We start from the raw sequence: 25,090 nt of genomic DNA on the forward strand, positions 1-25,090 counted from the left end.
ACATTATTATTTATCCAATGGCTACCAGCCGTAATACCCCCATCGCACACAGTGAAAGCGACCAAGAACTCTGTTTATCACTCAATATTCCATATACTCTCCATCCTTTGGAATAGAAACCTGTCCTAAAAGTGAATTATCCTTTAAAAAACTTCTTAGTTCCTTTCTCATAAGACTGCAGTGATTCCAAGCCTCCATGTGAACAACAATCACTTTGGATTTTGGCACTTTTTTGCAAATATGAAATATATCCTCTTTATTCATGGTAATAGGAATACCTCCCTCTGTCAACTGCGCAGCACCTGCAAAAATAACAACTAATTCAGGATTATAAATTTCTAATGCTTTCTCTACTTCCAAACACCATACTGTATCCCCTGTTATATATAATGAGGGTTCATTTTTAGTTTTAATAACATATCCTGAAACTATCCCCATTTGTTTTGCAACTTCACCCTTACCATGTTGACCCCCTACACGTTTAAAAATAATATCATTCCAACAACAATCTTTTTCAATTGGATTAACAGAGTAAAATCCCTTTTGTCTCACTTTTACTTCATCCTCACTCTGACAGAATATAGGTATATTTTTAGGTAATAATCTTGCTGCAGTTTCATCAAAATGATCGCTATGCATATGGGTTAAAAGAACTGCATCAGTTCTTACAATATCATTAACATCAATGGGCAATTCCACCAATGGATTTTTATTTTTATTTGACACATTAGGAATATAAGGCATTGTTCCTTTTTTACTAAGCACTGGATCAACTAGAATTGTCTTATTATTTATAATTAACCTTAATGTTGCATGGCGTATAAGCTGAATTCTCATAGTTTTTCCTCCTTGTATATGATATATTAATTATAAATCATACTGCTTTTACTTGGAGAAAGTAATTGCCTATTTTCAGTTTCATCATGAAAGGAAATTTATAATTATGCTTGATCAAACAGATGTAAAGATTTTAACCTTATTAAAAGAAAATTCCAGGCTTCAATGGCGTGAAATTGGAGAGTTAGTTCATTTAACAGGACAAGCAGTAGCAAATAGAATCAAGAAAATGGAAAAGGAAGGAATCATTGAAAAGTATACCATAAATTTAAATAACACAAAACTTGATAAAAGCTTAATTGCCTATATAACTGTTTTTATGAAAACCTCCAATCATCCTGCTTTTATACAATTTGTTAAAAACAATAAATTCATAATTGAGTGCCACAGGATAAGCGGAGATGGCTGCTATTTATTAAAGGTAAATGTAACTGATGAAGAAAATCTTATGTGCTTGTTAAATAAAATTTTAGACTTTGGAAATTATCGTCTAAATATATCTATTAGTAGGATAAAGTAACTCTATCGTCCAATTTTTTTACCTTCACAGAAATTTTTGAGTAATATTTATTCGGGTTTTTAGTTATTATTTCATCTGACATATTTTCTATGTAAACATTTCCACAAATGTTAAGATGATTATTCTCTATAAACTCGTTTAATTTATCAAAATTTTTCATGTCTTCAGCTAAATAGCTATTATCATAAGTTATAACATAAAGTCCTGCTGGCTTTATGATTTTTTCTACATTTACATTTTGAGAAACCTTATAAAAATATCTATAAGTTTTGATGCTATCCTCAATTGCCCCATCATAATCAAGATAGACACCTAACGGATAACCATAAACTAATTTCTTACTTTTCGAATAATCTATAAAACTAATAAAATCCTCTTCAAAATTGTCAATGTCAAATTTCATCTCCGGTCCTAAGAACAACAATTCTTGCTTACAATTTTCCAAAAAAATCTTGTCGCAACTAATATTAGATATCACAGGAATATTACTAGTTCGCTGTTCTATAATATAATTCATTTGATTTAACCTATTGAGTTCCTCTAGTATTTTTTGCTTCTGGTCAGTAATTAAGTTAATAAGATTATGCGGAGATACATTTTCCATATAGTTCTTTATTTTCTTTAATGGTATATCTAAATCTTTTAGAGCAAGGATAATGCTTACTTCGTCTAATTGGCTATAGGAATAATACCTATAGCCATTTTTCTTTACAAATACCGGTTTCAATATTCCTACATTATCATAATATATTAAATTTTTTCTGTTTATGCCAGACAGCTTAGAAAAATCCCCTATAGTTAAATATTTTTTTGAACTTATAAAATCATTCATGACCTATACCTTTTATAATTATTATAATGTTTAATAATAACTTTCTTTTTGAAAATATTCTATCTTGAAAAGTGTTGACTGTCAAGTTACTGTACAGTTTATAATATTGCTTATACATAAAAATTACATATGAAAGGATACTATGATGCTAAAGCTATTTAAACACTTTAAAGTTAATAAAATACTTTTAGGTTCACTATTTGTAATAATTTTGCTTAAAACTGTAGGTACCTTATATATCCCCACATTAACTGCAGATATAATAAATAATGGTGTAATAAAAGGTAACATACATTATGTATTAAGAACTGGTGGAATAATGATAGTAACTGCTGTATTTACAGGCATACTTGCCATAATTTCTACATATTTTTCTTCAAATTTATCATCTACACTTTCCAGAGATATTAGAAGCAAAATATTTTCTCACGCACAAGAACTGTCAATAAATGATTTTAAACATTTTTCCACCTCATCTTTAATTACAAGATGTACAAGTGATGTAAATCAAATTGAAAATACATTAACCATGTTTTTCGAAATGATTATTCCAGTTCCATTTATAACTCTGGTAGGAATGTTTTTAGCTTTTTCCAAAGATAAATATATGGCTCTTATAATCTCTATAGCAGGAACAATTTTTATAATATTTATTATGCTTATAAGTAAAAAAGTAATAAATTTATCCAATAAAATCCAAGTTGGGTTAGATAAAATAAATTCTAGAGTAATGCAATATATTTCAGGAATAAGAATTATACGTGCTTTTAACCAAGAAAAACATGAAAAAGAATTAATGGATAATGCATTTACAAATTATGCAGATATTAATGTAAAACTTAATAAGACATTTGCTGTAGTTATGCCAGCTATAATGGCTATAATGAATGTTTGTGCCGTTGCTGTTTTATGTTTTGGAACAATAAGAATAAGTAGAGGAACTATGCAGGTAGGAGATATTATGGCCGTTATTGAATATGCAATAATAATATTGGTCTACCTGGTAATGGCTGTTATTGTATTAATTAATATACCACGTGCTAGTACCTGTTCAATGCGTATATTAGAAGTATTACAATACAAACCTGAAATAGTAGATAAAAAAGTAACTGAGGCCATTTCAAATAATAGAAAGGCCTTAGAATTTAGAAATGTCACATTTTCCTATAAAGATGCCGAAAAACCTGTTTTAAAAAATGTTAGCTTTGTATGTGAAAGCGGTAAAACTACTGCAATCATAGGAGCCACTGGTTCAGGGAAAAGTACTATTGGAAAATTAATACCAGGATTACATGAAATACAAGATGGTAAAATCTTGATTAATGGTGTCAATACAAAATATTTTTCTCAAAAAAATTTAAGAGATATGATAAGTTTTTCGTCTCAAAAAGCATTCCTATTTAGTGGAACCATAGTTGACAATATACGGCACGGGAAAAAGGATGCAACTATAAATGAGATAAAAAGTGCTGCAAAAATGGCTCAGGCGGATAAATTTATTTCTGAGCTAAATCTAGGCTATGAATCCTTTGTATCACAAGGTGGCAGTAATTTTTCAGGTGGACAGAGGCAGAGATTATGCATAGCAAGAACCTTAATTAAGGACAGTGATATATACATTTTTGATGACAGCTTTTCTGCCCTGGATTATAAAACAGATGCAAAATTAAGAGAAGCCATAAAACCAAGATTAAAAAATTCAATTGTCATAACCATTGCCCAAAGAATAAGCACAATTATGGATGCAGATCAAATTGTAGTCCTGGAAGAAGGAAAAATAGCCGGAATAGGTACCCACACAGAACTTCTTAAAAGTTGTCCCATATATTTAAAAATAGCTGAATCACAATTAAGTGAGGAGGAACTGGTATGCTAAATGAAGAAAATTCAACAGATGCAATTTCTTTTGATACTGAAATGTCCGTAGAGAAAGCTAAAGACACAAAGAAAACTGTTATAAGATTAATAAAATTACTTCTAAAGCAAAAGTGGAAAATAATTATTGTTATATTTTTTACTATTATAAGCTTAGCCTTTACAATGACTGCTCCATTAATTTTTAGCAAAGCTATAAATACCATTTATGAAGGAATAAAGAATGTATCACATACTGGTTACTTCAATATAAATTTTAATATCATAAAAAAGCTTTCATTGATACTGCTTATTATATATTTACTATCCTCATTTGCTAATTATATTGAGCAGAATATAATGGCTTCTGTATCTCAAACCTTGGTATTATCTATAAGGAAAAAAATAAGTACAAAACTTTCAAAAGTTCCTTTAAAATATTATGATACACACAAAAAAGGGGAAATTCTAAGCAAAATATCAAATGACCTGGAAAAAGTATCTGAGACATTGCAGTCAGGTATGATGCAATTTATTACGGCAGTACTCACAATTATAGGAGCTGTATCCCTCATGCTCTCAATAAATTGGATACTAACTTTAATCGCCATTTTCACTATTATCATGGGAGGTATCGCCACCTCTATAATTGGGAAAAAGAGTATAAATTATTTTTCAAACAGACAGGAATCCTTAGGTAAATTTAATGGACAAATAGAAGAATATTTTACCGGTCAGATGGTTGTAAAGACCTTTAATATGGAAGAGGAAATAATTAATCGCGTTGAAATAACTAATAATAAGTTGTATTCTGATGAAAAAAAAGCACAATTTATTACCTATGCTATAGATCCTTTAATCCGTCTGATGAATCAAATAGGATATGTGCTAATAGCATCTCTTGGTGCTGTATTTGTTATTCAAGGAAGGCTTTCAATAGGCCTAATACAGGCCTTCTTTCAATATGTAGATCAAGCATCAGAGCCGTTAACTGAAGCAGCTTATATTTTAAATTCAATGCAGGCAGCTATTGCCTCACTTGAGCGTGTATTTGAAATTTTAGATGAGGATGAGTCAGAAACAGACCCTATAAACTATAAAACAATACTAAATCCAAAGGGCAAGGTAACCTTTGAAAATGTACAGTTTGGATATGGAGAAGAGCTTATAATTAAAGGAATAAACCTAGAGGTAAAAGCAGGACAAAAAGTTGCTATAGTTGGACCAACAGGTGCAGGAAAAACTACTTTAATAAACCTGCTTATGAGATTTTATGAATTAAATGATGGGAAAATTAAAATTGATGGTATCGATATAACTGAACTTAAAAGAAGTGATTTGCGATCTTTATTTGGAATGGTTCTGCAGGATTCATGGCTATTTGATGGAAGTGTTAAAGATAATATTGCATACAGCAGAGAAAGAGCTACAATTTCAGAAATCAAAGAAGCCGCAGAACTTGCCAGAGCTGATTATTTCATAAGAACACTTCCTCATGGCTATGATACAGTTTTAAATGATGAAAACTCTTCAATATCACAAGGACAAAAGCAACTTTTATGTATTGCCCGTGCTATTTTAGCAAATCCGTATATTTTAATACTTGATGAAGCAACCTCAAGTGTAGATACATGTACAGAATTAGAAATACAAAATGCCATGGATAATCTGATGAAAAGAAGAACAAGCTTTATAATAGCACACAGATTATCTACAATAAAAAATGCAGATAAGATACTGGTCATGGACAAAGGAAATATTGTTGAACAAGGAAACCATAGCGAATTATTAGCTAAATGCGGTTTGTATAATGATATATATAACAGCCAATTTATACACCAAAATAAGTGAAGCTATTGAGAGTAAGTTAAAAACTTACCTAAAATTCACAACAATAACATTGGCTTATGGTAAAGCTAGTCAAGCAGGATTTGCTATTTCCAAAACAATCCTGCTTAACAAAAAATCCCTGTTTGAATTTATCTATGATGAACTCGATGAAGAAGCTGACGCAGCAGCAGCTGCTGCAGCACATCCTGCAATTGCTGCCTGTTCTTGAGCAATAATAATAGCATTAATACTATTTGCTAAAGCTACTTTAATTACTCCCTTTTTCATACCATCTACATAGAAGTCACAAACTAAATTAGCTGAAAGAATTGTTTTAGTATATTTATCTAAACTCCATATGCCATATCCAGGCTTCTTATGAATAAAATCATTTACTTCCTTTATTTCTCTAACTATTTGATCTTCATCATCTGCAATAAGAGTTAACACTCCTAGTGTTGCCAGGCCATTGTATCTAAGACTGCATTTTTCATTTTTAAGCTTATTATAAAGTCTATTTGCCTTCTTGCATTTTTCATAAACAGACTCTTCTCCAAGTGCCAAAATATGAGATAATGTCTGAAGATCATTTCCTTTCCAAAATCCTTCCTTATTTAATTCTTTATAGCACTCTTCTACCTTTTCCATAGTTTGTCTTACATCCAAATCTGTAGCAGCAAGCACTGCTGCAAAAACATAATCATCAGTAGAAGTTAGCCAAAAATGATTTTCTTTCATATTTTTATAGAATTCTTTCATTCTCTCGATCTTAGAATTCCAATACTCTCTAGGAACATCTTCTGCAAAAGTATAAGTAGCCAGCGGCAGATATGTGCTTTTTCTAAAACCTTCCTGTTTCATTTTTTCATGAACTTCAATCATTTCTTGAAAAAAACCCTTATAATCCTCTTCAAAACATAAAAGAGTAGCTATAATTAGTTCATTATTTCCTCTATAATCAGATGTCCATTTTGTTTCCTGCTTTATATACTTTTTTATTTCTTCAATTTTATCTATATTTACCTTTTCACCTCTTGCTGCATGCATCATTGCGCAAAAGTGTTTTAACAAGCTTGTATCCCATTTAAAATTACTTTTAAGTTCACTATAGTTTTCTACCATTAGTTCCACCTTTTTTTTCAATCTTATATCCACTATAATTTCCTCCCTATTTAACTTAATATCATTATTACTTAAAATATTTATTTTGTATATACATATTAAAATAAAATATTCAAAAAATAGTAAAGTAAATCTTAAGATTTACTAAATATATTAAGAAAATAAACTCATGCTATTTAAAATCAAGCATAAAAACTAGTTTTGAGGAAAACCTACATTGTATTAGAAAGGAGAGACAATTGTGCAAAACAAAATACGAAAGACTACTAATAATAAAAAAGAAGACAATAGATTTAAAAAGAAAAATATAAACCATGACCCACAAGATGAAAGCTCAAGAATAAAGTTTGGTTCTCCACCAGAAAAACATTTAGATTAATTTTTGAAAATTAACATTTTATATAAAAGTTATTAATAAAACAAATTAGGAGGCTTAAGCGATGAAATCACATCAAAATAAAGGTCATCATGAAAAAGCCATGGAAAAAGCTAAAGATTTACTTCATAAAGGTACAGGTATGGGAGAGATAAAAGAAGTTACAGGTCTCAATGAACATGATGTAACTAAAGCTAGAATGAAAATGGAAGGCAAAATGTAGAAAGGGGTTCTATGCATGAGTGATAATAGCTTAGATGAAAAAAAGAAAAAAGCTAGAGAAATGCTTATTTCTGGTAAAACCGATAAAGAAATCAAAGACGAAACCGGATTAAGACCTAAAGAAATAAGCAGAATACAACAGGAAATTACAAAGCATTTTTAATATTTAAGGAGTCTGCTGCTAGTCATTAGTACGCCAACATTGTCAAGTCTCAATTTTTAATCAGGGCTATTGCAGCAGCCCCTCTCATCACACAAAACACTTTTTACAAATTGAGACTGAGTTTTTAGTTTAAATTACAAATCATCAAATTTACACCACTTTTAATTATCTCTTCCTTCCACTTTTCATCTATATTGTTATCTGTGACTATAACTGATAAATTTTTTAATGGTACTACTTGTGAAAGGGCTTTTACACCAAATTTAGAAGAATCAGAAACTACTATGGCTTCATCCACACAATTTACTACCTTCTTTTTTACACTTACATCATTTAAATCATAATCACTAAGACCAATTTCATCATCAATTCCACCTGCTGAAAGTATTGCCTTGTCAAAATGAAGATGTTCTAAAACAAGTTCAGTAAGAGGACCATTTAAACATTTTTCTTTTTTTCTAACTTCTCCACCTAAAATTATACATTTTGCATCTAATTGCTCAGTTACAAACCCTGCCACGTAAAGGGAAGTAGTAAAAATAGTCAAATTTAGCTTGTCTCTTAAATTCTTTACAACCTCCAGGGGAGTTGTACCTAAATCCATAAAAATTATATCATTATCATTTATTAACTTAGCACATTCTATTCCAATTGCCTTTTTTTCTTCTTTATTTATTAATGCTCTCTCATTATATGAAGGTTCCCAGCTTAATTTTTTAGTTAAAATTGCACCACCATATACTTTCTTTAGACAACCTTGTTGTTCAAGATAATCTAAGTCTCTCCTTATAGTTTCGTTGGAAACATTAAAAATTTCCATAAGTTCAGATGTTTTTATATTTTTTTGCTCTCTTATAAGCCTAAATATTTGTTCCTGTCGTTCTCCAGCAAGCATTTATTTTCCTCCAGATTTCTAACTTTTTATTTTTAAACATTTATCACTTGGAACATAGACATTTATTTTTTCACCTTCATAATAAACATTATCGCCTCTATTTAACGTATCAATTAGCAGCATCGTACCATTTACAATTACATTTAGTCTAACAATATTGCCTAAAAAATATACATTTCTAATAACTCCACTGAAGGTGTTTTTACCAATTACCGTATCTTCCAAAATAATGCTAATATGTTCAGGTCGTATAAAAATATTACTACAATCCTCAGGTTGATTTAAAAATTTAGGTGTTAAAAGATTATAAGTTCCAACAAAATTTGCAACAAATTTTGTCTCCGGATTTTTATAAATTTCTTCCGGGGTACCATACTGAACAATTTCTCCTTTATTCATAATAAATATTCTATCTGAAATAGATAAAGCCTCTTCTTGATCATGTGTAACAAAAAGTGTTGTTATTTTAAATTTATTATGAATTTCCTTTATTAACTTTCTCAAGGTAATTCGTATTTGAGCATCTAAAGCACTTAGTGGTTCATCAAGTAAGAGTACATCAGGACTTACTACTAAAGCCCTTGCAAGTGCTACTCTTTGTTGTTGTCCTCCAGAAAGTTGGCTTGGATAATGATTTTCACGTCCATTGAGACCAACTAAATTTATAATTTCTTCAACTTTAATTTTTATTTCTTCTTGTGGTACTTTTTTTAATTTAAGTCCAAAAGCTATATTCTCTCTAGCAGTCATATTGGGAAATAAAGAATAACTTTGGAATACCATCCCCATATTTCTTTTATTAACTGGAATGTTTACTAAATCATTATTATTTACAGAAATTTCTCCACTACTTGGATCTTCTAGTCCAGCTATTATTCTAAGCAAAGTACTCTTTCCACAGCCGGATGGTCCAAGTAATGATACAAATTCACCCTTTTTTATGCTAATATTTATATTGGATAAAGCTTTTACTTTATTAAAATTCTTATTTAGCTCCTTTATTAAAATATAGTCCATTATTCTTTAACCCTCCATTTTTTTCCTGGCGTTGTTAATACTGTTGTAATATATGAAATAACAAATATAACAATTGTATAAATTGTTACAACTGCACTAGCTGCATGTCCATTTTGGCTTAAAATATTATAAAGATACATCTGAACAGTCTGGTATGAGCTGCCAACCAATAGGTTAACTAAGGCAAAGTCACCAAATAATATTGCTACACATAAAAGTACTGCAGATATCAATTCTCTCATTATATTTGGCACTATAACCTTAATAAATGCTTGAAATTCAGTGCAGCCTAAAATCATTGCAGCTTCCTTAAGATTAGGTGCATTTATTCCCCTAAAACTATTTCTTATAGAGTGATACATAAATGGTAAACATATAATAAAATATGCTCCTAATAATATCCACATGGTTCCAGATATATTTATAGGGTCTTTAGAATAGATCTGGATAAGCCCTATAACAAGTACCACACCTGGCATAATAAAAGGGAGTAATGACAATACATCAAAAATCTTTTCCAACTTTTTAAAATGTAAACTAGCAAGGTATATGCTTGGAACCATAATGATAATACTTACTAAACAAGTCAAAATGCTTATAACTGTACTTCTTAATAATGCTAATTTAAATTGAGAATTTCCTAATATCAAACTATAGTATTTAAAAGTATAGCTTGTAGGCAAAATAGTTGTATCCCAACTGCCTGCCACAGAAAACAGAATTATAGCCAGCATTGGTACAAATAAATATATAAATAATAGTACTAAAAAAATCTTTTTTCCTATACTCTTTTTCATTTCTTTTCCTCCAAAATTTAATCTATGTTTTTAATAAGTTTAATTTTTACAAAAACAAATATCATTAAAATTCCACCTAAAACCATAGATAATGCACTAGCTAGTGAGGGATCAGAAGCTATATCATTAGATACAAGATTTGCAATAGTTATTGCAACTAGATTTTTATTAGAACCAACTAGAGCATAAGCAGTTGCATAGGCACCTAGTGAATTTGCCAAAAGGATACACAAACTTCCAGCTAATGAAGGTAGTAATGTAGGTATTTCTATTTTAGTCCAAATAGTAAATTTACTTGCACCAAGCGTTGAAGCTGCTTCTATGATATCGTCATTTATTGCATAAACAGCAGGATACATAAGCATTATTGCCAAAGGAATTTGAAAGTATATATACACAAGAATTATTCCCATCCAAGAATATAAGTCAAATCCACTGCTGTATAAATTAATGCCTAGTTTGCTTTTAAAAAATATGGTAATCAAACCATTAGCTCCAAGTAATACAATAAAAGCAAAGGCAAGAGGTACTCCGGAAAAGTTAGAAGTCATGTTCACAATAGAAACTAATCTTTCTGCAATATCCTTCTTTAACGATTTTAAGCATATTGCAGCACAAGTACCTATAATCAAACCAACTAGCGATGAACAAATAGATACAGTTAACCCATTCGTTAAAGACATTAAATAAAATTTACTTGTAAACACTTTTATATAGTTAGAAAGTCCTATTCCACTATTTGTAATAAAGCTATTTATTAATACATAAATTCCAGGTATTATTTCAAATGATAAAACTAAAATTATTAAAAATATGAAAGGAAGCCATAAAAGGCTTCTCCTTCTTATTTCATTTTTTATTGTGCTAATATATTTTGTTTCCATAAGTCCGGTATCTCCTTACATGTTTTATTCCACACAGCATAATCCTTTATAGTTTTTGCAGATTTATAATCACTATCTGGCATCATTTGTTTTTTTACATCTTCAGGAATATTAACTTTTCTAATAGGCCTTGCAAATCCCTTAGCTAAATTTATTTGGCCTTGATCGCTAAATAAATAATCCTGGAAAGCTTTAGCTGCATTTGGATGAGGAGCATATTTGTTTATTATCGATACATAAGCACTCATAACTGTTGCATCAGTAGGAATTACGACTTCATAATCACCTGCTTGATCAATTTGCTTTTTATAATTTAAAGCATTAAAATCCCACACAATACCAATTGGAATTTCTCCTTTTTGAAAATTGCTTACTTTTTCATCAACATTGTTTAAATTGCCCATAGCATTTAACTTCTTAAAAAAATCAATACCCGGCTGAATATTTTTTTCATCTCCACCATTTGCATATGCTGCCGCAAGTACAGCATTTTGTGATTCTGCAGCCTTCATTACATCTCCTACAGATATACATTTTTTATATTCAGGATTTAAAAGCTCTTTAAAACTGTGAGGTGCGTCTTTTACAAGCTTCTTGTTTACAAAAAAGGCTATAGTTCCTGTATAAGCACCTGTCCAATATCCATCTTTATCTTTAGCCCAGTCAGGGACATCATTCCAGTATTTGTTTTTATAAGGTTGTACTATATTTTGAGATTTAGCAATATCACCAAAAGTTATTCCCACATCACCTATGTCACCTACTGGTTTATCTTTTTCAGCTTTGAATTTTGAAAGTTCTTCTACACTTGTCATGTCTGTATCTTGATGAATTATTCCATATTGATTTTCAACATTTTTAAAAATTTCGCTATAGTTTGCCCAAGTATCAGGCATACCATAAGAAATAAGTTTTCCTTCTTTTTTTACAGCTTCTTTTGTAGGCCTTACTTGAAGCTGTGCATCATTATTATTTGTTTTTACAGCATCTCTTTTGGTTCCACATCCTGCAAGTGTAGATGTAAATATTGATGTAACAATTAAACTTAATATTATGGCTCTTTTGGAATTTTTTAACATATCTTCGCTCCTTTAAACTTTTGTATTATTACTTAAATTTAAATTTCATATAGGGTGACGGATCTATTTTAAGTATTTCACATATTAGTGGTGCGACTATAAGCTGTGAGTATTCTTCTTTTTCAAAATCTACACTGTTGTCAAATATGAATAAGGGTAAGTTTCTAAGCAAATCAACATTGCCACCATGATTCCCTAATTCACTCATTCCATGATCAGAAGTTACTATTATTGAATATTCATCTTTTAACCACAGTGGTATTAAATTGGCTAGAATGCTGTCCATTTCAACCAACTTTGATTCATATTCTCTAGAGCTAGAACCATACTTATGTCCAACAAAATCCAATCCCATAGGATGAATCAACAACAAGTCTGGGCAATATGTATTTCTTAAATATTCTCCGTCTAGAAATAAATGAGTATCAGGATAACTGTCATCAAAATAATAAATACCATGTTGAATATTCAAATCATCATCATGAAGTTGCCTATGACGCATATTATTAAAGGGACTTATATTATACAATTCACTTATCCAGCTATAAGCTGCAGCTCCTGTAGTTAAATTACTTTTTCTAGCTAAAGAAAAAATATTCTCCATATTTGAATTGCGTGTAATATTATTAGATGTTATACCATGTTCACACACAGGTGTACCAGTAAATATGGTTTCATAACAAGGCCTGGAAAGACTGGGAAGTTCACCTCTTATATTTACATATTTAGCTTTTTTGTATTCAACCATATGCCATAAATATCCCATATGATCTTTTGCACCTTTTCTCGTAAGTCCATCTAGTAGTATAAATATTAACTTTTTCATACACTAATCTCCTTTCAAGTTGTCTACAACTAGAATTATGCACTTAGCTTGTTAAGACAACTTTACAAATAAGTTAATTCCATGTAAATCAATCCAATTCCGCACAATTCAACATAATTTATTTTTATAAGCGAAAATTTATTCAGATAATGAAAAATGACATAATCAAATAAAACTTTACTTGATTATGCCACTTTCAATTTTATTATTCCAAGACACATTTCATAGCTTTACCTTTTTCACTATAACTAGTGTCATTTACAGATTCTACTTTAAAATTTCCATTTTCATATGTAATCTTAGATATACTTGAATTATCCATATCTCGCACATTAAAATTCTTGTCCAAATAATCAATAATCAATCTAATTATTCCACCGTGAGCTACTACAAGTATATTTCCACTCTCACCATCAGAATTTTCCATGCATATTCCTGTTAGTGTTTTCATAACTCTTTTTATTACTGTATCATAACACTCCGCTTCCTTTGTATCATCTAGGGTTGCACATGAATTGCAGTATTCTCTTTGGAAATCATACTTTTCTTCTGCTTCCTTAAAAGAACTTACATTAAGATAGCTAAGTATATCGTTAAACATTATACTCTCAAGCTCTCCTTCGTATTTTCCAAAATACATTTCTCTTAGTCCTTCAAGTTCTTTTAACTGTAAATTTTCACTTGCCTTATTTTCCTTTATAACAATTTTTGCAGTTTTCACTGCCCTACCCAAATCACTGCTGTAGGCTGCTTTAAATTTAACATTGCTAAGTCCAAGCCCTGTATTTACAGCTACCTCAATTCCTGCCTTGGTAAGAACTCCATCGCACCATCCCTGAGTTCTATTAGCTTTGTTTAAAATGGTTTGTCCATGTCTCATTAAATATAAAGTAATTTTACTTTTATTATTACTGCTCATCTTCTCCTCCATAATTATATCTGCACAATATATGCCATATTATGATTATTATAACTTATCTTTTAAATCATTTCATTATTAAAACTTTCAAATTGCGTTGAAGTAATTTATAGTCTTCTATAAAACTAATTGATTCTAGCTTTTTGTAGGTTGTTTCTGGCAATTCCTCTAATGGAGTTTTTGCAAGTATTTTTCTTGTCTCCCAATCATTAAATTCGGTAATATCCTTTATGCTAGTTATACATTTTTTATTTGCAGGACAGATAATTTGACATCTCATACAACCTATTAAGCAATTGTGCCACTCTGGTCTTAAGCTTTTTTTGAGATCTCCGCTATCTTCATTTTGAAGTGTAATACATTTATTAGCATGTACTATAAATCTATCTTCTGCTATTGCCCCTGTAGGACAATTTTTTAAACACAGATCACAATTTTTACATGCTTCCATAACGGTATACTCTCCCCAGGAGTCATTTTCCCAGGGCATATCTGATACATATACTCCAAGCCAATAAAAGCTGCTTTCACCATTTATATAACAAATATTATTTTTTCCATATGCACCTAGTCCACTTTTTACTGCTAAAGGCTTACATGGAATATTAACCTTAATTGCCTTAAAATTTTCATAGGAAAGTATCTTCTCAACAATTTCAGTTATCTCAGATATTTTCTTATGTTTTTTCTCAAATTCACTGCTTGAATTTAATAAATACATTGGCGGCATAATTACAGCATACTTTTTTAAGCCTAAAGTAAAATATACTCTTGCTACTGGCTGTGGAACCGCTATAATAATAATTGATTTTGGTTTTAAAAAATCATCTGATACTTTATAATCAAACTTATTTAAATACTTCCCAATATTAACATTTATATCTTCATAAGTTTGTTTCATATTTTCTATGTCTAATTTTATTTCTTCCATATGTTTAAAGGAGATAACTTGTGCCTTAAAACCATATTCTTCAACCTTCTTTATGAAATTATTTGCATAGTTTTTCATTTACCTGCACCCCTCTTCTTAATATGTATAGTGTAACTATCAATTTTACATAATACAGTTACATTGGTATAATTGAATAATAACATCAATCTAAGTAACGGTCAATATAATTAATGGAGGTTACATAAAATGGAGTTCTTATGTATGGATTTTATCAATAGTCAATGGTACAAAACTCATAAAATTTTTAAGGATCCCCTAAAGGATAAAAATTGGTTGAAAGATTTTTGTGCAAAATGGAATTTAGCAGATACTCATATACCTGATAAAGCAATGATTAATAAATTATTAGAACTTAGGGATTTTTTAAGTTATGTTACAAATAAACTATGTACAAAAAAAACATTAGATTTAAAAGACATAAATAAAATAAATGATTATCTTAAAGCTTCTTTATTTTATAAGATATTAGAGAAAAGTGAAGATAGATTTTGCATAAAAACTGTTCCAGTTAAATCCTGTTCAGATTTTATCATATTTGAAATCATTTCTTCTTTTGCTCAAATGATTTCAAAATACGATATAGACAGAATTAAACTTTGTGAAAATCCTGAATGTAGATGGGTTTTTTATGACGAAAGTAAAAGTCATACACGAAAATGGTGTGACAATACCTGCGCAACTCTTATAAAAGTTCGCAGATTTAGAGAAAATAGAAAACAGAAAAAATGACATGATCAAAACTCAATTTGATCATGCCATTTTTTGTTTATATAAATGCAACATCCAATTTATCACGATCTACTAACCTTTTATACTTGTATTTAGGATATCCAACCATAAGTGCACCTGTTATTACTTTGTCTTTAGGAACATTGAATAAATCTAATAATGAAGCATAATTTGAAAATGCACAAAATTCAAATAATCCAGCCCAGCAAGATCCTAGTCCTAATGTAGGTGCAAATAATTCAACATAGGATAATGCGGAAATGCTATTTTCTCTTCCATTTTTAAAATCCTTTGGAGCAGTTGCTAATATAATATTAGGAGCATCACGTAAAATTGAATCTATGCCATTTTTTCTATAATTATTTATATGTCTTGAAAAGCTCCAATGAAGCTCAATATTATCTTCCATCCACTTAACTATTATTTCAGTAGATTTTTCTAATATTTTTTTATCTTTTACGATAATATAGGATATACCTTGTGAATTACTAGCAGTAGGAGCAAAACGTGCAATATTAATTAATTTTAGCAACTCTTCATCAGGCACAGATACATTTTTGTAACATCTTATTGACCTGCGGGATCTAATAAAATATTCAGCAGTTTTTGAATCCAATTCTTTAAAATCTTTTATATCTACTTGATTACATAGTGGAGTTTTAACATTATCAAGTGCACCATAAGGACATACAGCAGAACATTGTCCACAAGCAATACAAAAATTTTTATTAGCTTCAGGCCCATCTTCTTTCATATATAAAGCTGTAGTAGGACAAACTTTTGTACACGCCCCACATTTTATACATAATGATTTATCTATTTTAATTAAATCCATTAATATTCACCTCTTAAATCTTGTGTTTCACAAATTCAATTCCTATATCAAATGCTTTAGTACAATCTTCAGGAAATACTTCTTTATGCCTTTTTAACTTTTTTTCATAATCAAACATATCTGAAACCACCTTTGAATAATCATTAAATTGGTAAGTATCAGTACAATACAATGTTTTACATTTTCCAAAGAATTTTTTAAATAGCATTTCGTTAGATTCAAGATATTTATCTAAACATATATTTTTCATTTTCTCTTCAGATATGTTCATTGTATATATTAATGCTGCAGGAATATTTCTAGGTAGAAGTGTAGGATGATTAGTATACTCTATCAACGGAAAAAATAGCCTTTCTATAAATGATCTTGTTTCACCCGTAACATTACCCAAATATATAGGTGAACCTAAAACCACTGCATCTGCTGTATCCAGCCTTTTTAGTACAGGAGAAAGATCATCTACCCTGGCACATTTACCGTAACTTTTACCTTCTTTTAATTTACATGCAAAACAGCTAGCACAACCTTTAAAGTTTAAATCATACAGATGGATAATTTCTGTTTCAGCCCCTTGAGAAGCAGCTCCTTCAAGAACCTTATTTAATAAAGTTGCTGTATTATGATTTTTTCTAGGACCTCCATTAATAGCTATTACTCTCATATCACAATCCTCCTTGTGTAATAAGTTTACATAGTTTTTAATTCAATAAAATTTCATATTTCTGTTGTAATTTCAAATTAATGTTGTAAATTACTTTACAAGAGATATTATATACTGTACTATCATTTTAGGGAAGTAGGTACTTTTTAGTAGTATAGTACCCATTTGTATACTTATAATAACTAATTATTATAAAATGAAGAGAGGTGAACATTAGCGATGACAATATAATAAAGTTCTGTTAAATTATATGTGTCATCACTAAATATAATAAATGTTGAAATTCAAAGGCAATGAATACAGCTGCTCCATGGAATTAACTTTAGATATCATAGGTGGCAAATGGAAACCTCTTATTATATGGCACTTAGGTGAAAATACTCTGAGATTCAGTGAGTTAAAAAGGGCCTTGCCAAATATTACTCAAAAAATGCTTACTCAGCAGCTTAGAGCATTGGAGGAAGATCAATTAGTGAATAGATTTGTCTATGCTGAAGTTCCTCCTAAAGTAGAATATTCTCTTACAGAAAAGGGTAAAACCCTTTTACCTGTTTTATCAACTTTATGTAATTGGGCAATTGAATATTATAATTCAATGACATCAATTTAAGAAAATGAAGTGACTGTAAACAAAGTGGAATGTTTCAATTCAATAAAATTTCATATTTAATATTTATTTACTTGCCCACTTCTCTAAAAATTTAATTGTCTCATTCCACGAGTCCATATTTGCCTTTGCCCAACTTTCTACATCGTATGGATATTTCTCTGATGGATATATTGACTGAAAAGGCACTGTCAACATATGACCTGACTTTGAAAAGGTAATGTGCTTATATTCATGTTTAAAATGTGATTTTTGAAATATACTGCAAGCTGTTTCTGAATGCATTTTTGAAGGCCATATTTCATCTGCTGCTGGATGATATCATTAAATAAAAATAGTATGCATGGATTTGATAAAAACTAAACCTATGCATACTATTTTATAAATACTGTATGTATCATTTAAAATAAAACTTTCTATAGCATTTCTAATATTTCTACCGTATATTTTTCACTTGGAGCATCAACTTCAACTGTATCTCCAACTTTTTTTCCTACTAATGCTTTTCCTAAATCCGACTCTATGCTTATAAGCATATTTTCTGGGTCAGCATCTATAGTAGTTACTAATGATACAATTTCTTCATCTTCATCCTCTACAAATTTAATTTTAAATTTACTATTAACACCTATTACCGATTTATCTGCACTTTTAACATCTATTACAGTTGCAGTTGAAATCATACTTAATAGATACTGGATTCTATTGTCATTTTCTCTGTAGTTTGCACAGGCTTCTTTATACTCTGCATTTTCAGACCTATCACCATGTGCAGCAGCTACTAATTTTTCCTTTGCTATTTCGGCCCTTTTTACAGTCATTCTATAGTCTAATTCTTCTCTTAACTTGTCAATATTTTCTTGTGTCAGTATATTCTTCATATAAGGACAAACCTCCCTGCCATATATTATGTTACTATTATATAATATATAGAGAAAAATTTAAAATTTCTTGCATAATTCTATAGTTTCAACTTAAACTAATCTATATAAAATTTAAGGAAGAGTTGATACTATGTTTGTAGATAGAAAAGATGCTGGGAAAAAACTTGCTGTAGAGCTTAAAAAATTTAAAGATGAAAGCCCTATTGTTCTTGCTATTCCAAGAGGAGGAATAGTAACAGCTTATGAAACTATAAAAAAATTTGGATTCGAATGGGATTTAATCATTCCAAGGAAAATAGGTTCACCTCGTAATAAAGAAGTTGCCATTGGTGCTGTATCTTCAGATGGAACCTATCTTTTGAATGAAGGTTCTATAAATGTGCTAAATATATCTGAAGATTATATAGGAAAGGAAATATCTAAGCAAATAAAAGAAATTAAAAGTAGATTAAATAAATATAAAGGAAATGAAAATTTTCCTGATGTAAAAAATAGAACAGTAATAATTATTGATGATGGAATTGCAACGGGTTTTACAATACAGGCCGCTATAAAGTCAATCAAAAAACACGCTGCAAAAAAAATCATTCTAGCTGTACCAGTAGCTCCACGAGATACAATTTCTTTATTGAAGAAATTTGTAGATGAAGTTATATGCCTATTTATACCCGATGAATTTTATGCTGTAGGCTTACATTATAAAAACTTTGAACAAACTACTGATGAGGAAGTCTTTACTATAATGCGTGAATTAGAAAAGAGATAATTTAATTTGCTTTTTTACATTACAAAATACTAAATTTTATTTCTTTGATATAGAACTTCGAATACCTTCCAATCCATTGACAATTCTATCTACATATTGACTATTTGTATAACAATTTATGCACTCCTGCAAGTTTCTTGCTTGCCCACGTTTTAAATATCCTATAAATGCATTTAACGCATTTTCATTACAATAGTCACTATGTACAACCCCATTTTGTTCAATACGTGTGCGTAGTTTCTGAATGTCAATAACAATTTGGTCAATTATATTACTATTTATTTGTTTAGAAACTAACCTATATATAATTGTTAAAATAAATATACCTGCTAAAATTGCAGTAAATCGTGATGCATAATACTTAAAAATATTTGTATTCACATCTTTTCCAATAAAAAAACTACTCAGAGAAGCTACGCTGTTATAAGATTCCTTTGAAATTATTCCAAATGAAAGGAAAAGAACAAATAAACTCCCTGAAATTTGAACTGTTTTCTTTCCTTTTTTCTCATATTTAACTCTTTCTTGATCTAACCCATTAATTCTAATTATTATTTTTCTTATTGTTTCTAACTGGCCTATTAAGATTTGCCTATTCTCCATGTAATTTCCCCTACCTCGTAAATTCATAACTTATCCTTATAGTTATATGTATATTAAATTTCTAGAAATTAATTCTCAAATATACTAATATGCTTTTTCTATATACATAACTTAAAATTTTCTTAATTTGAGTTGCAATGTTTAAAAATGCATCTTATATACTCTATATTGCATGTTAAAAGAAATCTATAGTTTACATTTATAAAACTCAATATAATAAATTTGTAATGAAAAGGAGGTTAATTTATGTTCAAAGGATTTATCTTAGGACTTTCAAGCGGAGGCTACTGCCTTGCTTCTTGTATTCCTGTATTTGTTCCCTATATTTTAAGTGAAGATAAAAAGACAAAATGGAATTTTATTTGTTTATCTAAATTCATGTTAGGAAGACTTCTTGGTTATATACTATTTGCTATTTTAGCGTGGATTACAGGAAACTTTATAATAAAACAATCTCACTTTAAAGGAATTATATTTGCACTATCTTATATATTTTTATCATTTACACTTATAGTTTACACATTTTCAAAGTCGCATAGATTTTGCAATATTAAATACTTTAGTAAGTTTTCTAACTACTCAAATAAAGAAAAAGGCTTTACTACTGTAGTGCTTTTAGGCTTTTTAACAGGTATAAATGTATGTCCTCCATTCATTTTAGCTTTTTCAGATGCTGCTTTCTTTACTAATATCCTCAGCAGTATTTTATACTTTGCTGCCTTTTTCGTAGGCACTGCTGTTTATTTTATACCCATTCCATTTATAGGTGTTTTAAAAGGTAAGCAAATTAAATTAATAGGTCAAATGTGCTCTTTAATAATTGGAGTGTTTTACATGTATTCAGGAATAATGATGCTTTTTAAGGAGATGATGTTAAATTGAATAATTTAGAAACTAAAAAAATAGCAGAAACAAGTACAGGCAAAAAGTTTGCAAAATCAGTAGCTGCTTGTATACCAATATTACTGTTAAGTATTGTTTTATTAAGCGGCGGCAGTTCCCTTCCAAAGGAACCTTTAATGAGAATTTCTTTTTCCATAGGCTATGTTTTTATAAATATAATATTTTTTCTTATGGTGTACACAAAGAAAACTTATAAATATAGGAGGATATTTTTTGTAATATATGCCTTACTTTTTGCAGTCAGTTTTATGACTAATTTAATAGAAGTTAGAGGAAGTATTTTCTATAATGAATCCACTTTTATTAATGGAGAAACTCCATTTTGCCATATGGTAATTCCAATGATTATAATACCTGCTGCTTTAACCAAAACCATAATTTTCCCCGGCTCACTTTTAACTGGATTTGCTAGCATTGCAAGTATGATAGTAATTTGGCTTGGCGCTAGTATAGCCTTTGGACGAGGCTTTTGCAGTTGGGCTTGTTTTTATGGAGGATTTGATGAAGGATGTTCTTTATTATGTAAAAAGCCAAAATTGAAAATAAATAGGAAGTGGACTTATTTATCCTTTGCTATTTTAATATCTATTGTTTTATTGTCTGCTGCTACTCTTGCTCCTGTTTACTGTGATTGGCTTTGTCCCTTTAAAGCAGTTACGGAAGCAGAACAAATAACTTCCACAATAGTGTTAATTAAAACTATTGTTTTTTACTCCTTATTCTTAATTTTAGTTATAATACTGCCTATACTTACTGGAAAAAGAACTCAATGCGGACTATTTTGTCCCTTCGGAGCCTTCCAGTCCTTTTCTAATAAAATAAATATATTTGAAATAAGAATAGATAAAAATAAATGCTTAAATTGCAAAAAGTGTGTAAGAGAATGTCCAACTTACTCAATAAATGAGAACAGTCTTGCAAATGGAAAAGCTTTAATGACCTGTACCAAATGCGGAAAATGTATAGATACATGCCCTGCTTCTGCTGTATCCTATCACATAAAAGGCACAAAAATAGGTGTAAAAACTAATTTATCCAGGTATTTATTTCTCTATCCTGCATATATTTTTGCACTTACAATTGGTGGTGGAGCTATGATTAAGGGAGTATATAGACTTTTAAAACTCATAACTACAGGCAGCTTTTTTTAGAAGTAATTAATAATAACGAGAAAGGCGGATTAAAAATGATCAAATTGAAAGCTTTTTTAGGGTATACTGCTGCTATTTTATCCTTATTTGTAGTACTAGCCACTTTTGTAGCTAATGACTTCTGGGCTAAAAAATTTGTTAATATAACTTCAGTAAAAGTTTCTCCTATATATACCGGCGGTGAAGTAAATAGGGCTATTTCTTTCAAGGATTATACCATAAAAATACACAAACCTGTATTTCAGGGTCTTTTTTCTGATAGACATAAGGGCTTTGTTGAAGTTGATTATGTAGGTAAAAATATACCCACAGTAATTTCTCAAAATATAGATTTTGACAGCGATGGTAAATATGACTTTTATATTAAATACGACACTAAAAATGATAAATCTCAATTTAAATCTTTAAATAAAAATGTAGTTTCTCTGCAGGGAGTATATAAAATAACGACTGGCTATGCTGTCAGAGTAAATTTAAAAAAGTAGGTAGCCATCAGATAAAAAGTAAGGTTCACATAGAAGTTTGAACCTTACTTTTTATTTAGTTATTTTTTAACACATTTAACGATTTCCTCTTAATTGTTTCTTCTTATTTATAAGTTTTAAATTAAAATTCAAATATTTTTTATAAGAGAAGTAACAAAAACTCATTCCAAGAAGTTCTGCCGATGCTAAAATTGACACCAACGTCATTGTTACAATTTTTTCATTATAAACCAAATGATAATATAAGGATGGAATGCAAGAAATAGCTCCAATTATAGTAAATACCGCTATAAATGCTACCTTTACATCCTTTTGTTTTATACCAAATATATATATAAACATAAGCCTAGAAATTGTTCCGATAACACCACCAAGTATACAAGATATAATTAATATAGATGCAACTACACCATTCATATTTATAACCGTTACCTGGCACATACCAACAAATAATCCAATAAATACAGATATTATTAAGTTAAATAAAAAGTCCTTTACGCTTTCCTTCATATTCAAATCACCTCAAAATTTATAAACCTCTCTATACTCCGAGGAATTTCTTAAAATCGTTCAAATATTTTCGTGTAACATAAACTTCTTCATCTATATTCATAATTTTTAATATAAGCTTACTATTAAACCAAGAAATTATACGATCTACCTTTTCTATATTTACAACAAAACATTTACTCACTCTTATGAAGCCTTTACTTTCTAGTTTTTCTTCTAACTCATAAAGCTTTTCCTTTACTTTATATTTTTTGTCCCTTGTTCTACCGAAAACGTCATTACCCATAGCTTCAAAATAGTAAATTTCATCATAAGTTAATACCTTAAGCTCATCTTTTTCGCATCTTCCTGTAATTATATTTTTAAACTCCTCTTTACTTGTTGAAATTTCATCTAAATAATCCATTAAAACATTTATGGTCGTCATATCAAAATATATGCCTATTTTTCCCTTTTTTAAAGGAAATCCTTTTTCAATTACACACACATTGGCATCCTTACTAATTTCTATTTTCCGAGTATTAAGTATTTCTTCTAATACTCTGGTCATATTTTCAGAACAAATTAAATTCATTTCCATAATAAAACCCCATTTTTCACATTCTACTATAAAAAAAAGTTCCTAAAACAACTAAGAAAAAAAAGTTTAAAATAGTAAATTTAATTAAATATTCCTTCTTCTCCTGTGGATATTCATTGACAAATATCTTATATGAAATAAGGCTAGCTAAAGAGGCAATTGGAGTTCCAAGTCCCCCAATATTTGCACCGCAAAATAAAGCATAGCTATACTTGGTAAAAGGAGCCAACAAAATTGTGCTCGGTACATTGCTGATTACTTGACTTAAAATAATCGAGACAATATAACTTGCTCCCATAGTTTGAGTAATATTTGATAAATTACTTTTCAAAATAGATATATTTGATATATTGCCAACTGCAATAAAAAAGCATATAAAAGTAATTAGCAATTTATAATCAACCTTTTTAAAGGTACTTTTGTTAAAAACGGAAGTAATTAGTACTACTACAAATAATGAAGCTAAATAATGCACCATACCAAAAACACTTAGAATTATAAGAACAAATAATATTGAAAATATACCAATTTTCTTTTTTTCAACTACTTTAATGCAACCCATATCACAATTAATTTGCCTTGGCTTAATAATAAAGCTTATTAATATAATTAAAATTAAACTAATGATACAAATAGGTAATGAAAAATTAAAAAAACTTTTTGCATTTAGTTTAAAAAATGAAAAAATATAAAGATTTTGTGGATTCCCCATGGGTGTTGCACTGCTTCCCAAATTTGCAGAAATTGTTACCATAACTGAAGGTATAATAATATTAAAATCACTTTTCTGTGAGATTAACACCATAATGGGCAGCACCGTCAATAATGACACATCATTTGTTAAAAGCATTGAAAATACAAATGAAATTAAACACAATACTTGAGTTAATATTCTTTGATTTTTACAACTATTTAAAATAGCTACCGAAATATAACTAAGTAAAGAGTATTCTTCAAAAACCTTTATTATAATCATTAATTCAAATAAGCAAGCTATCACTTTGAAATCTATGTAATCTATACGAGGAATATTAAAAAAAGAAGTAATTATTACTGCTAATAAAGAAGCCGAGAAAAAAATATCTTCACACAATTTTAATTTTATTTTATTTAACACATTTATAGCCATATTTCCCCCTAGAGAAAACATCAAAAAATTACCCGTACTTCAAAATCAGCACAAGGCTTGTCTACGTTCCCGCAATGTAAAACTTATTGCCGCTAAACTTTTCTATCCAATCCATAATTCTA

The 25,090-nt window shown here is 29.5% G+C and carries 31 protein-coding genes; 12 read left to right on the plus strand and 19 right to left on the minus strand.

The genetic code is table 11. From position 1 onward, the window contains the following. Positions 1-81: 81 nt before the first annotated feature. Entirely contained in the window at positions 82-837 is a 756-nt protein-coding gene (locus tag CLCOS_RS08415; protein ID WP_063601045.1) for an MBL fold metallo-hydrolase, read from the minus strand. A gap of 106 nt (positions 838-943) precedes the next feature. On the opposite strand from CLCOS_RS08415, the gene CLCOS_RS08420 reads away from it, so the two are divergent. After that, a complete protein-coding gene (locus CLCOS_RS08420) occupies positions 944-1,357 on the plus strand; it encodes an Lrp/AsnC family transcriptional regulator (RefSeq protein ID WP_063601044.1) in 414 nt (137 codons plus the stop codon). Here CLCOS_RS08420 and CLCOS_RS08425 read toward each other — a convergent pair. Then, positions 1,341-2,189: a MerR family transcriptional regulator gene (locus CLCOS_RS08425; RefSeq protein ID WP_063601043.1), complete on the minus strand. Its 849-nt coding sequence runs from the start codon at positions 2,187-2,189 to the stop codon at positions 1,341-1,343. The two genes, CLCOS_RS08420 and CLCOS_RS08425, sit on opposite strands and share 17 nt — an antisense overlap. A 142-nt stretch (positions 2,190-2,331) precedes the next feature. Here CLCOS_RS08425 and CLCOS_RS08430 point away from each other — a divergent pair, with 142 nt between their 5' ends. After that, a complete protein-coding gene (locus CLCOS_RS08430) occupies positions 2,332-4,065 on the plus strand; it encodes an ABC transporter ATP-binding protein (RefSeq protein WP_343217896.1) in 1,734 nt (577 codons plus the stop codon). After that, positions 4,059-5,894 carry an ABC transporter ATP-binding protein gene (locus CLCOS_RS08435; protein ID WP_063601041.1) on the plus strand — a complete coding sequence of 612 codons (1,836 nt, stop codon included), beginning with the start codon at positions 4,059-4,061 and terminating at the stop codon, positions 5,892-5,894. Before CLCOS_RS08430 ends, CLCOS_RS08435 begins: the two co-directional genes overlap by 7 nt. 132 nt (positions 5,895-6,026) lie before the next feature. Here the strand turns inward: CLCOS_RS08435 and CLCOS_RS08440 are convergent, their stop codons facing one another. After that, entirely contained in the window at positions 6,027-7,028 is a 1,002-nt protein-coding gene (locus CLCOS_RS08440) for a DUF4003 domain-containing protein (RefSeq protein ID WP_063601040.1), read from the minus strand. Between the two features lie 208 nt (positions 7,029-7,236). Here CLCOS_RS08440 and CLCOS_RS22360 point away from each other — a divergent pair, with 208 nt between their 5' ends. The 3 genes from CLCOS_RS22360 (at position 7,237) to CLCOS_RS22370 (ending at position 7,756) form a co-directional block, all read left to right on the plus strand. Continuing rightward, positions 7,237-7,374: a CPC_1213 family protein gene (locus CLCOS_RS22360; protein WP_087943159.1), complete on the plus strand. Its 138-nt coding sequence runs from the start codon at positions 7,237-7,239 to the stop codon at positions 7,372-7,374. A gap of 61 nt (positions 7,375-7,435) precedes the next feature. Then, positions 7,436-7,594, plus strand: a complete 159-nt coding sequence (locus tag CLCOS_RS22365; protein WP_023161945.1) for a hypothetical protein — start codon at positions 7,436-7,438, stop codon at positions 7,592-7,594. A 15-nt stretch (positions 7,595-7,609) separates the two neighbouring features. Continuing rightward, positions 7,610-7,756 carry a hypothetical protein gene (locus tag CLCOS_RS22370; protein ID WP_023161946.1) on the plus strand — a complete coding sequence of 49 codons (147 nt, stop codon included), beginning with the start codon at positions 7,610-7,612 and terminating at the stop codon, positions 7,754-7,756. 124 nt (positions 7,757-7,880) lie between these two features. Here CLCOS_RS22370 and CLCOS_RS08445 read toward each other — a convergent pair whose 3' ends face one another. The 8 genes from CLCOS_RS08445 to CLCOS_RS08480 form a co-directional block, all read right to left on the minus strand. After that, complete coding sequence (locus CLCOS_RS08445) at positions 7,881-8,651, minus strand: DeoR/GlpR family DNA-binding transcription regulator (RefSeq protein ID WP_063601039.1); 771 nt, start codon at positions 8,649-8,651, stop codon at positions 7,881-7,883. Between the two features lie 18 nt (positions 8,652-8,669). Beyond that, positions 8,670-9,668, minus strand: a complete 999-nt coding sequence (locus CLCOS_RS08450; RefSeq protein ID WP_063601038.1) for an ABC transporter ATP-binding protein — start codon at positions 9,666-9,668, stop codon at positions 8,670-8,672. Next, on the minus strand, positions 9,668-10,465 hold the full coding sequence (locus tag CLCOS_RS08455; protein ID WP_065080049.1) for an ABC transporter permease: 798 nt from the start codon (positions 10,463-10,465) through the stop codon (positions 9,668-9,670). Before CLCOS_RS08455 ends, CLCOS_RS08450 begins: the two co-directional genes overlap by 1 nt. A gap of 17 nt (positions 10,466-10,482) precedes the next feature. Further along, the gene (locus tag CLCOS_RS08460; protein WP_063601036.1) at positions 10,483-11,349 is read right to left on the minus strand and encodes an ABC transporter permease; all 867 of its coding nucleotides are present in this window, start codon (positions 11,347-11,349) and stop codon (positions 10,483-10,485) included. After that, positions 11,322-12,428: an extracellular solute-binding protein gene (locus CLCOS_RS08465; RefSeq protein WP_063601035.1), complete on the minus strand. Its 1,107-nt coding sequence runs from the start codon at positions 12,426-12,428 to the stop codon at positions 11,322-11,324. Before CLCOS_RS08465 ends, CLCOS_RS08460 begins: the two co-directional genes overlap by 28 nt. A gap of 28 nt (positions 12,429-12,456) precedes the next feature. After that, positions 12,457-13,254 (minus strand): alkaline phosphatase family protein, encoded by a 798-nt coding sequence (locus CLCOS_RS08470; protein ID WP_063601034.1) that lies wholly within the window; start codon positions 13,252-13,254, stop codon positions 12,457-12,459. A gap of 205 nt (positions 13,255-13,459) precedes the next feature. Beyond that, the gene (locus CLCOS_RS08475) at positions 13,460-14,173 is read right to left on the minus strand and encodes a histidine phosphatase family protein (RefSeq protein WP_063601033.1); all 714 of its coding nucleotides are present in this window, start codon (positions 14,171-14,173) and stop codon (positions 13,460-13,462) included. Positions 14,174-14,240: 67 nt separating this feature from the next. Continuing rightward, entirely contained in the window at positions 14,241-15,182 is a 942-nt protein-coding gene (locus CLCOS_RS08480; protein ID WP_063601032.1) for a 4Fe-4S double cluster binding domain-containing protein, read from the minus strand. Positions 15,183-15,311: 129 nt separating this feature from the next. Here CLCOS_RS08480 and CLCOS_RS08485 point away from each other — a divergent pair, with 129 nt between their 5' ends. Continuing rightward, complete coding sequence (locus tag CLCOS_RS08485) at positions 15,312-15,854, plus strand: CGNR zinc finger domain-containing protein (RefSeq protein ID WP_013239282.1); 543 nt, start codon at positions 15,312-15,314, stop codon at positions 15,852-15,854. A 37-nt stretch (positions 15,855-15,891) separates the two neighbouring features. Here the strand turns inward: CLCOS_RS08485 and CLCOS_RS08490 are convergent, their stop codons facing one another. Both CLCOS_RS08490 and CLCOS_RS08495 read right to left on the minus strand, forming a co-directional pair. Beyond that, positions 15,892-16,689, minus strand: a complete 798-nt coding sequence (locus CLCOS_RS08490) for a nitroreductase family protein (RefSeq protein WP_063601031.1) — start codon at positions 16,687-16,689, stop codon at positions 15,892-15,894. A gap of 13 nt (positions 16,690-16,702) precedes the next feature. Continuing rightward, positions 16,703-17,350: a flavodoxin family protein gene (locus tag CLCOS_RS08495; protein ID WP_063601030.1), complete on the minus strand. Its 648-nt coding sequence runs from the start codon at positions 17,348-17,350 to the stop codon at positions 16,703-16,705. Between the two features lie 274 nt (positions 17,351-17,624). Here CLCOS_RS08495 and CLCOS_RS08500 point away from each other — a divergent pair, with 274 nt between their 5' ends. After that, positions 17,625-17,960, plus strand: coding sequence for a winged helix-turn-helix transcriptional regulator (locus tag CLCOS_RS08500; protein WP_013239284.1), 336 nt, complete (start codon positions 17,625-17,627; stop codon positions 17,958-17,960). Between the two features lie 63 nt (positions 17,961-18,023). On the opposite strand, the gene CLCOS_RS08505 is transcribed toward CLCOS_RS08500, so the two are convergent. Beyond that, positions 18,024-18,257, minus strand: a complete 234-nt coding sequence (locus tag CLCOS_RS08505) for an acyl-CoA thioester hydrolase/BAAT C-terminal domain-containing protein (RefSeq protein ID WP_275507167.1) — start codon at positions 18,255-18,257, stop codon at positions 18,024-18,026. Positions 18,258-18,373: 116 nt separating this feature from the next. Further along, on the minus strand, positions 18,374-18,838 hold the full coding sequence (locus CLCOS_RS08510; RefSeq protein WP_013239287.1) for a GreA/GreB family elongation factor: 465 nt from the start codon (positions 18,836-18,838) through the stop codon (positions 18,374-18,376). Positions 18,839-18,971: 133 nt separating this feature from the next. On the opposite strand from CLCOS_RS08510, the gene CLCOS_RS08515 reads away from it, so the two are divergent. Beyond that, positions 18,972-19,607 (plus strand): phosphoribosyltransferase, encoded by a 636-nt coding sequence (locus CLCOS_RS08515; protein ID WP_063601028.1) that lies wholly within the window; start codon positions 18,972-18,974, stop codon positions 19,605-19,607. A 36-nt stretch (positions 19,608-19,643) separates the two neighbouring features. Here the strand turns inward: CLCOS_RS08515 and CLCOS_RS08520 are convergent, their stop codons facing one another. Further along, a complete protein-coding gene (locus CLCOS_RS08520) occupies positions 19,644-20,210 on the minus strand; it encodes a hypothetical protein (RefSeq protein ID WP_063601027.1) in 567 nt (188 codons plus the stop codon). A gap of 246 nt (positions 20,211-20,456) precedes the next feature. Here CLCOS_RS08520 and CLCOS_RS08525 point away from each other — a divergent pair, with 246 nt between their 5' ends. From CLCOS_RS08525 to CLCOS_RS08535, 3 genes are read left to right on the plus strand one after another with little or no spacing between them, the layout of a single operon-like run. Continuing rightward, positions 20,457-21,092 carry a sulfite exporter TauE/SafE family protein gene (locus tag CLCOS_RS08525; RefSeq protein ID WP_013239290.1) on the plus strand — a complete coding sequence of 212 codons (636 nt, stop codon included), beginning with the start codon at positions 20,457-20,459 and terminating at the stop codon, positions 21,090-21,092. Continuing rightward, complete coding sequence (locus CLCOS_RS08530; RefSeq protein WP_063601026.1) at positions 21,089-22,264, plus strand: 4Fe-4S binding protein; 1,176 nt, start codon at positions 21,089-21,091, stop codon at positions 22,262-22,264. Before CLCOS_RS08525 ends, CLCOS_RS08530 begins: the two co-directional genes overlap by 4 nt. Positions 22,265-22,299: 35 nt before the next feature. Further along, positions 22,300-22,749 carry a hypothetical protein gene (locus CLCOS_RS08535; RefSeq protein WP_063601025.1) on the plus strand — a complete coding sequence of 150 codons (450 nt, stop codon included), beginning with the start codon at positions 22,300-22,302 and terminating at the stop codon, positions 22,747-22,749. Between the two features lie 75 nt (positions 22,750-22,824). Here the strand turns inward: CLCOS_RS08535 and CLCOS_RS08540 are convergent, their stop codons facing one another. From CLCOS_RS08540 to CLCOS_RS08550, 3 genes are read right to left on the minus strand one after another with little or no spacing between them, the layout of a single operon-like run. Continuing rightward, on the minus strand, positions 22,825-23,259 hold the full coding sequence (locus CLCOS_RS08540; RefSeq protein WP_063601024.1) for a hypothetical protein: 435 nt from the start codon (positions 23,257-23,259) through the stop codon (positions 22,825-22,827). Positions 23,260-23,290: 31 nt separating this feature from the next. After that, the gene (locus CLCOS_RS08545; protein WP_063601023.1) at positions 23,291-23,839 is read right to left on the minus strand and encodes a LytTR family DNA-binding domain-containing protein; all 549 of its coding nucleotides are present in this window, start codon (positions 23,837-23,839) and stop codon (positions 23,291-23,293) included. 16 nt (positions 23,840-23,855) lie between these two features. Beyond that, a complete protein-coding gene (locus CLCOS_RS08550; RefSeq protein ID WP_242866914.1) occupies positions 23,856-24,968 on the minus strand; it encodes an SLC13 family permease in 1,113 nt (370 codons plus the stop codon). Positions 24,969-25,090 lie beyond the last annotated feature (122 nt).

Origin of the sequence: Clostridium coskatii (assembly GCF_001675205.1) — a bacterium.
Lineage (GTDB): Bacteria > Bacillota > Clostridia > Clostridiales > Clostridiaceae > Clostridium_B > Clostridium_B ljungdahlii.

Bases quoted from the DNA above. Each gene is read 5' to 3' on its own strand.
- CLCOS_RS08415 (WP_063601045.1), bottom strand. From the start codon at position 837: ATGAGAATTCAGCTTATACGCCATGCAACATTAAGGTTAATTATAAAT.
- CLCOS_RS08420 (WP_063601044.1), top strand. From the start codon at position 944: ATGCTTGATCAAACAGATGTAAAGATTTTAACCTTATTAAAAGAAAAT.
- CLCOS_RS08425 (WP_063601043.1), bottom strand. From the start codon at position 2,189: ATGAATGATTTTATAAGTTCAAAAAAATATTTAACTATAGGGGATTTT.
- CLCOS_RS08430 (WP_343217896.1), top strand. From the start codon at position 2,332: ATGATGCTAAAGCTATTTAAACACTTTAAAGTTAATAAAATACTTTTA.
- CLCOS_RS08435 (WP_063601041.1), top strand. From the start codon at position 4,059: ATGCTAAATGAAGAAAATTCAACAGATGCAATTTCTTTTGATACTGAA.
- CLCOS_RS22365 (WP_023161945.1), top strand. From the start codon at position 7,436: ATGAAATCACATCAAAATAAAGGTCATCATGAAAAAGCCATGGAAAAA.
- CLCOS_RS22370 (WP_023161946.1), top strand. From the start codon at position 7,610: ATGAGTGATAATAGCTTAGATGAAAAAAAGAAAAAAGCTAGAGAAATG.
- CLCOS_RS08445 (WP_063601039.1), bottom strand. From the start codon at position 8,651: ATGCTTGCTGGAGAACGACAGGAACAAATATTTAGGCTTATAAGAGAG.
- CLCOS_RS08450 (WP_063601038.1), bottom strand. From the start codon at position 9,668: ATGGACTATATTTTAATAAAGGAGCTAAATAAGAATTTTAATAAAGTA.
- CLCOS_RS08455 (WP_065080049.1), bottom strand. From the start codon at position 10,465: ATGAAAAAGAGTATAGGAAAAAAGATTTTTTTAGTACTATTATTTATA.
- CLCOS_RS08460 (WP_063601036.1), bottom strand. From the start codon at position 11,349: ATGGAAACAAAATATATTAGCACAATAAAAAATGAAATAAGAAGGAGA.
- CLCOS_RS08465 (WP_063601035.1), bottom strand. From the start codon at position 12,428: ATGTTAAAAAATTCCAAAAGAGCCATAATATTAAGTTTAATTGTTACA.
- CLCOS_RS08470 (WP_063601034.1), bottom strand. From the start codon at position 13,254: ATGAAAAAGTTAATATTTATACTACTAGATGGACTTACGAGAAAAGGT.
- CLCOS_RS08475 (WP_063601033.1), bottom strand. From the start codon at position 14,173: ATGAGCAGTAATAATAAAAGTAAAATTACTTTATATTTAATGAGACAT.
- CLCOS_RS08480 (WP_063601032.1), bottom strand. From the start codon at position 15,182: ATGAAAAACTATGCAAATAATTTCATAAAGAAGGTTGAAGAATATGGT.
- CLCOS_RS08485 (WP_013239282.1), top strand. From the start codon at position 15,312: ATGGAGTTCTTATGTATGGATTTTATCAATAGTCAATGGTACAAAACT.
- CLCOS_RS08490 (WP_063601031.1), bottom strand. From the start codon at position 16,689: ATGGATTTAATTAAAATAGATAAATCATTATGTATAAAATGTGGGGCG.
- CLCOS_RS08495 (WP_063601030.1), bottom strand. From the start codon at position 17,350: ATGAGAGTAATAGCTATTAATGGAGGTCCTAGAAAAAATCATAATACA.
- CLCOS_RS08500 (WP_013239284.1), top strand. From the start codon at position 17,625: ATGTTGAAATTCAAAGGCAATGAATACAGCTGCTCCATGGAATTAACT.
- CLCOS_RS08510 (WP_013239287.1), bottom strand. From the start codon at position 18,838: ATGAAGAATATACTGACACAAGAAAATATTGACAAGTTAAGAGAAGAA.
- CLCOS_RS08515 (WP_063601028.1), top strand. From the start codon at position 18,972: ATGTTTGTAGATAGAAAAGATGCTGGGAAAAAACTTGCTGTAGAGCTT.
- CLCOS_RS08520 (WP_063601027.1), bottom strand. From the start codon at position 20,210: ATGGAGAATAGGCAAATCTTAATAGGCCAGTTAGAAACAATAAGAAAA.
- CLCOS_RS08525 (WP_013239290.1), top strand. From the start codon at position 20,457: ATGTTCAAAGGATTTATCTTAGGACTTTCAAGCGGAGGCTACTGCCTT.
- CLCOS_RS08535 (WP_063601025.1), top strand. From the start codon at position 22,300: ATGATCAAATTGAAAGCTTTTTTAGGGTATACTGCTGCTATTTTATCC.
- CLCOS_RS08540 (WP_063601024.1), bottom strand. From the start codon at position 23,259: ATGAAGGAAAGCGTAAAGGACTTTTTATTTAACTTAATAATATCTGTA.
- CLCOS_RS08545 (WP_063601023.1), bottom strand. From the start codon at position 23,839: ATGGAAATGAATTTAATTTGTTCTGAAAATATGACCAGAGTATTAGAA.
- CLCOS_RS08550 (WP_242866914.1), bottom strand. From the start codon at position 24,968: ATGGCTATAAATGTGTTAAATAAAATAAAATTAAAATTGTGTGAAGAT.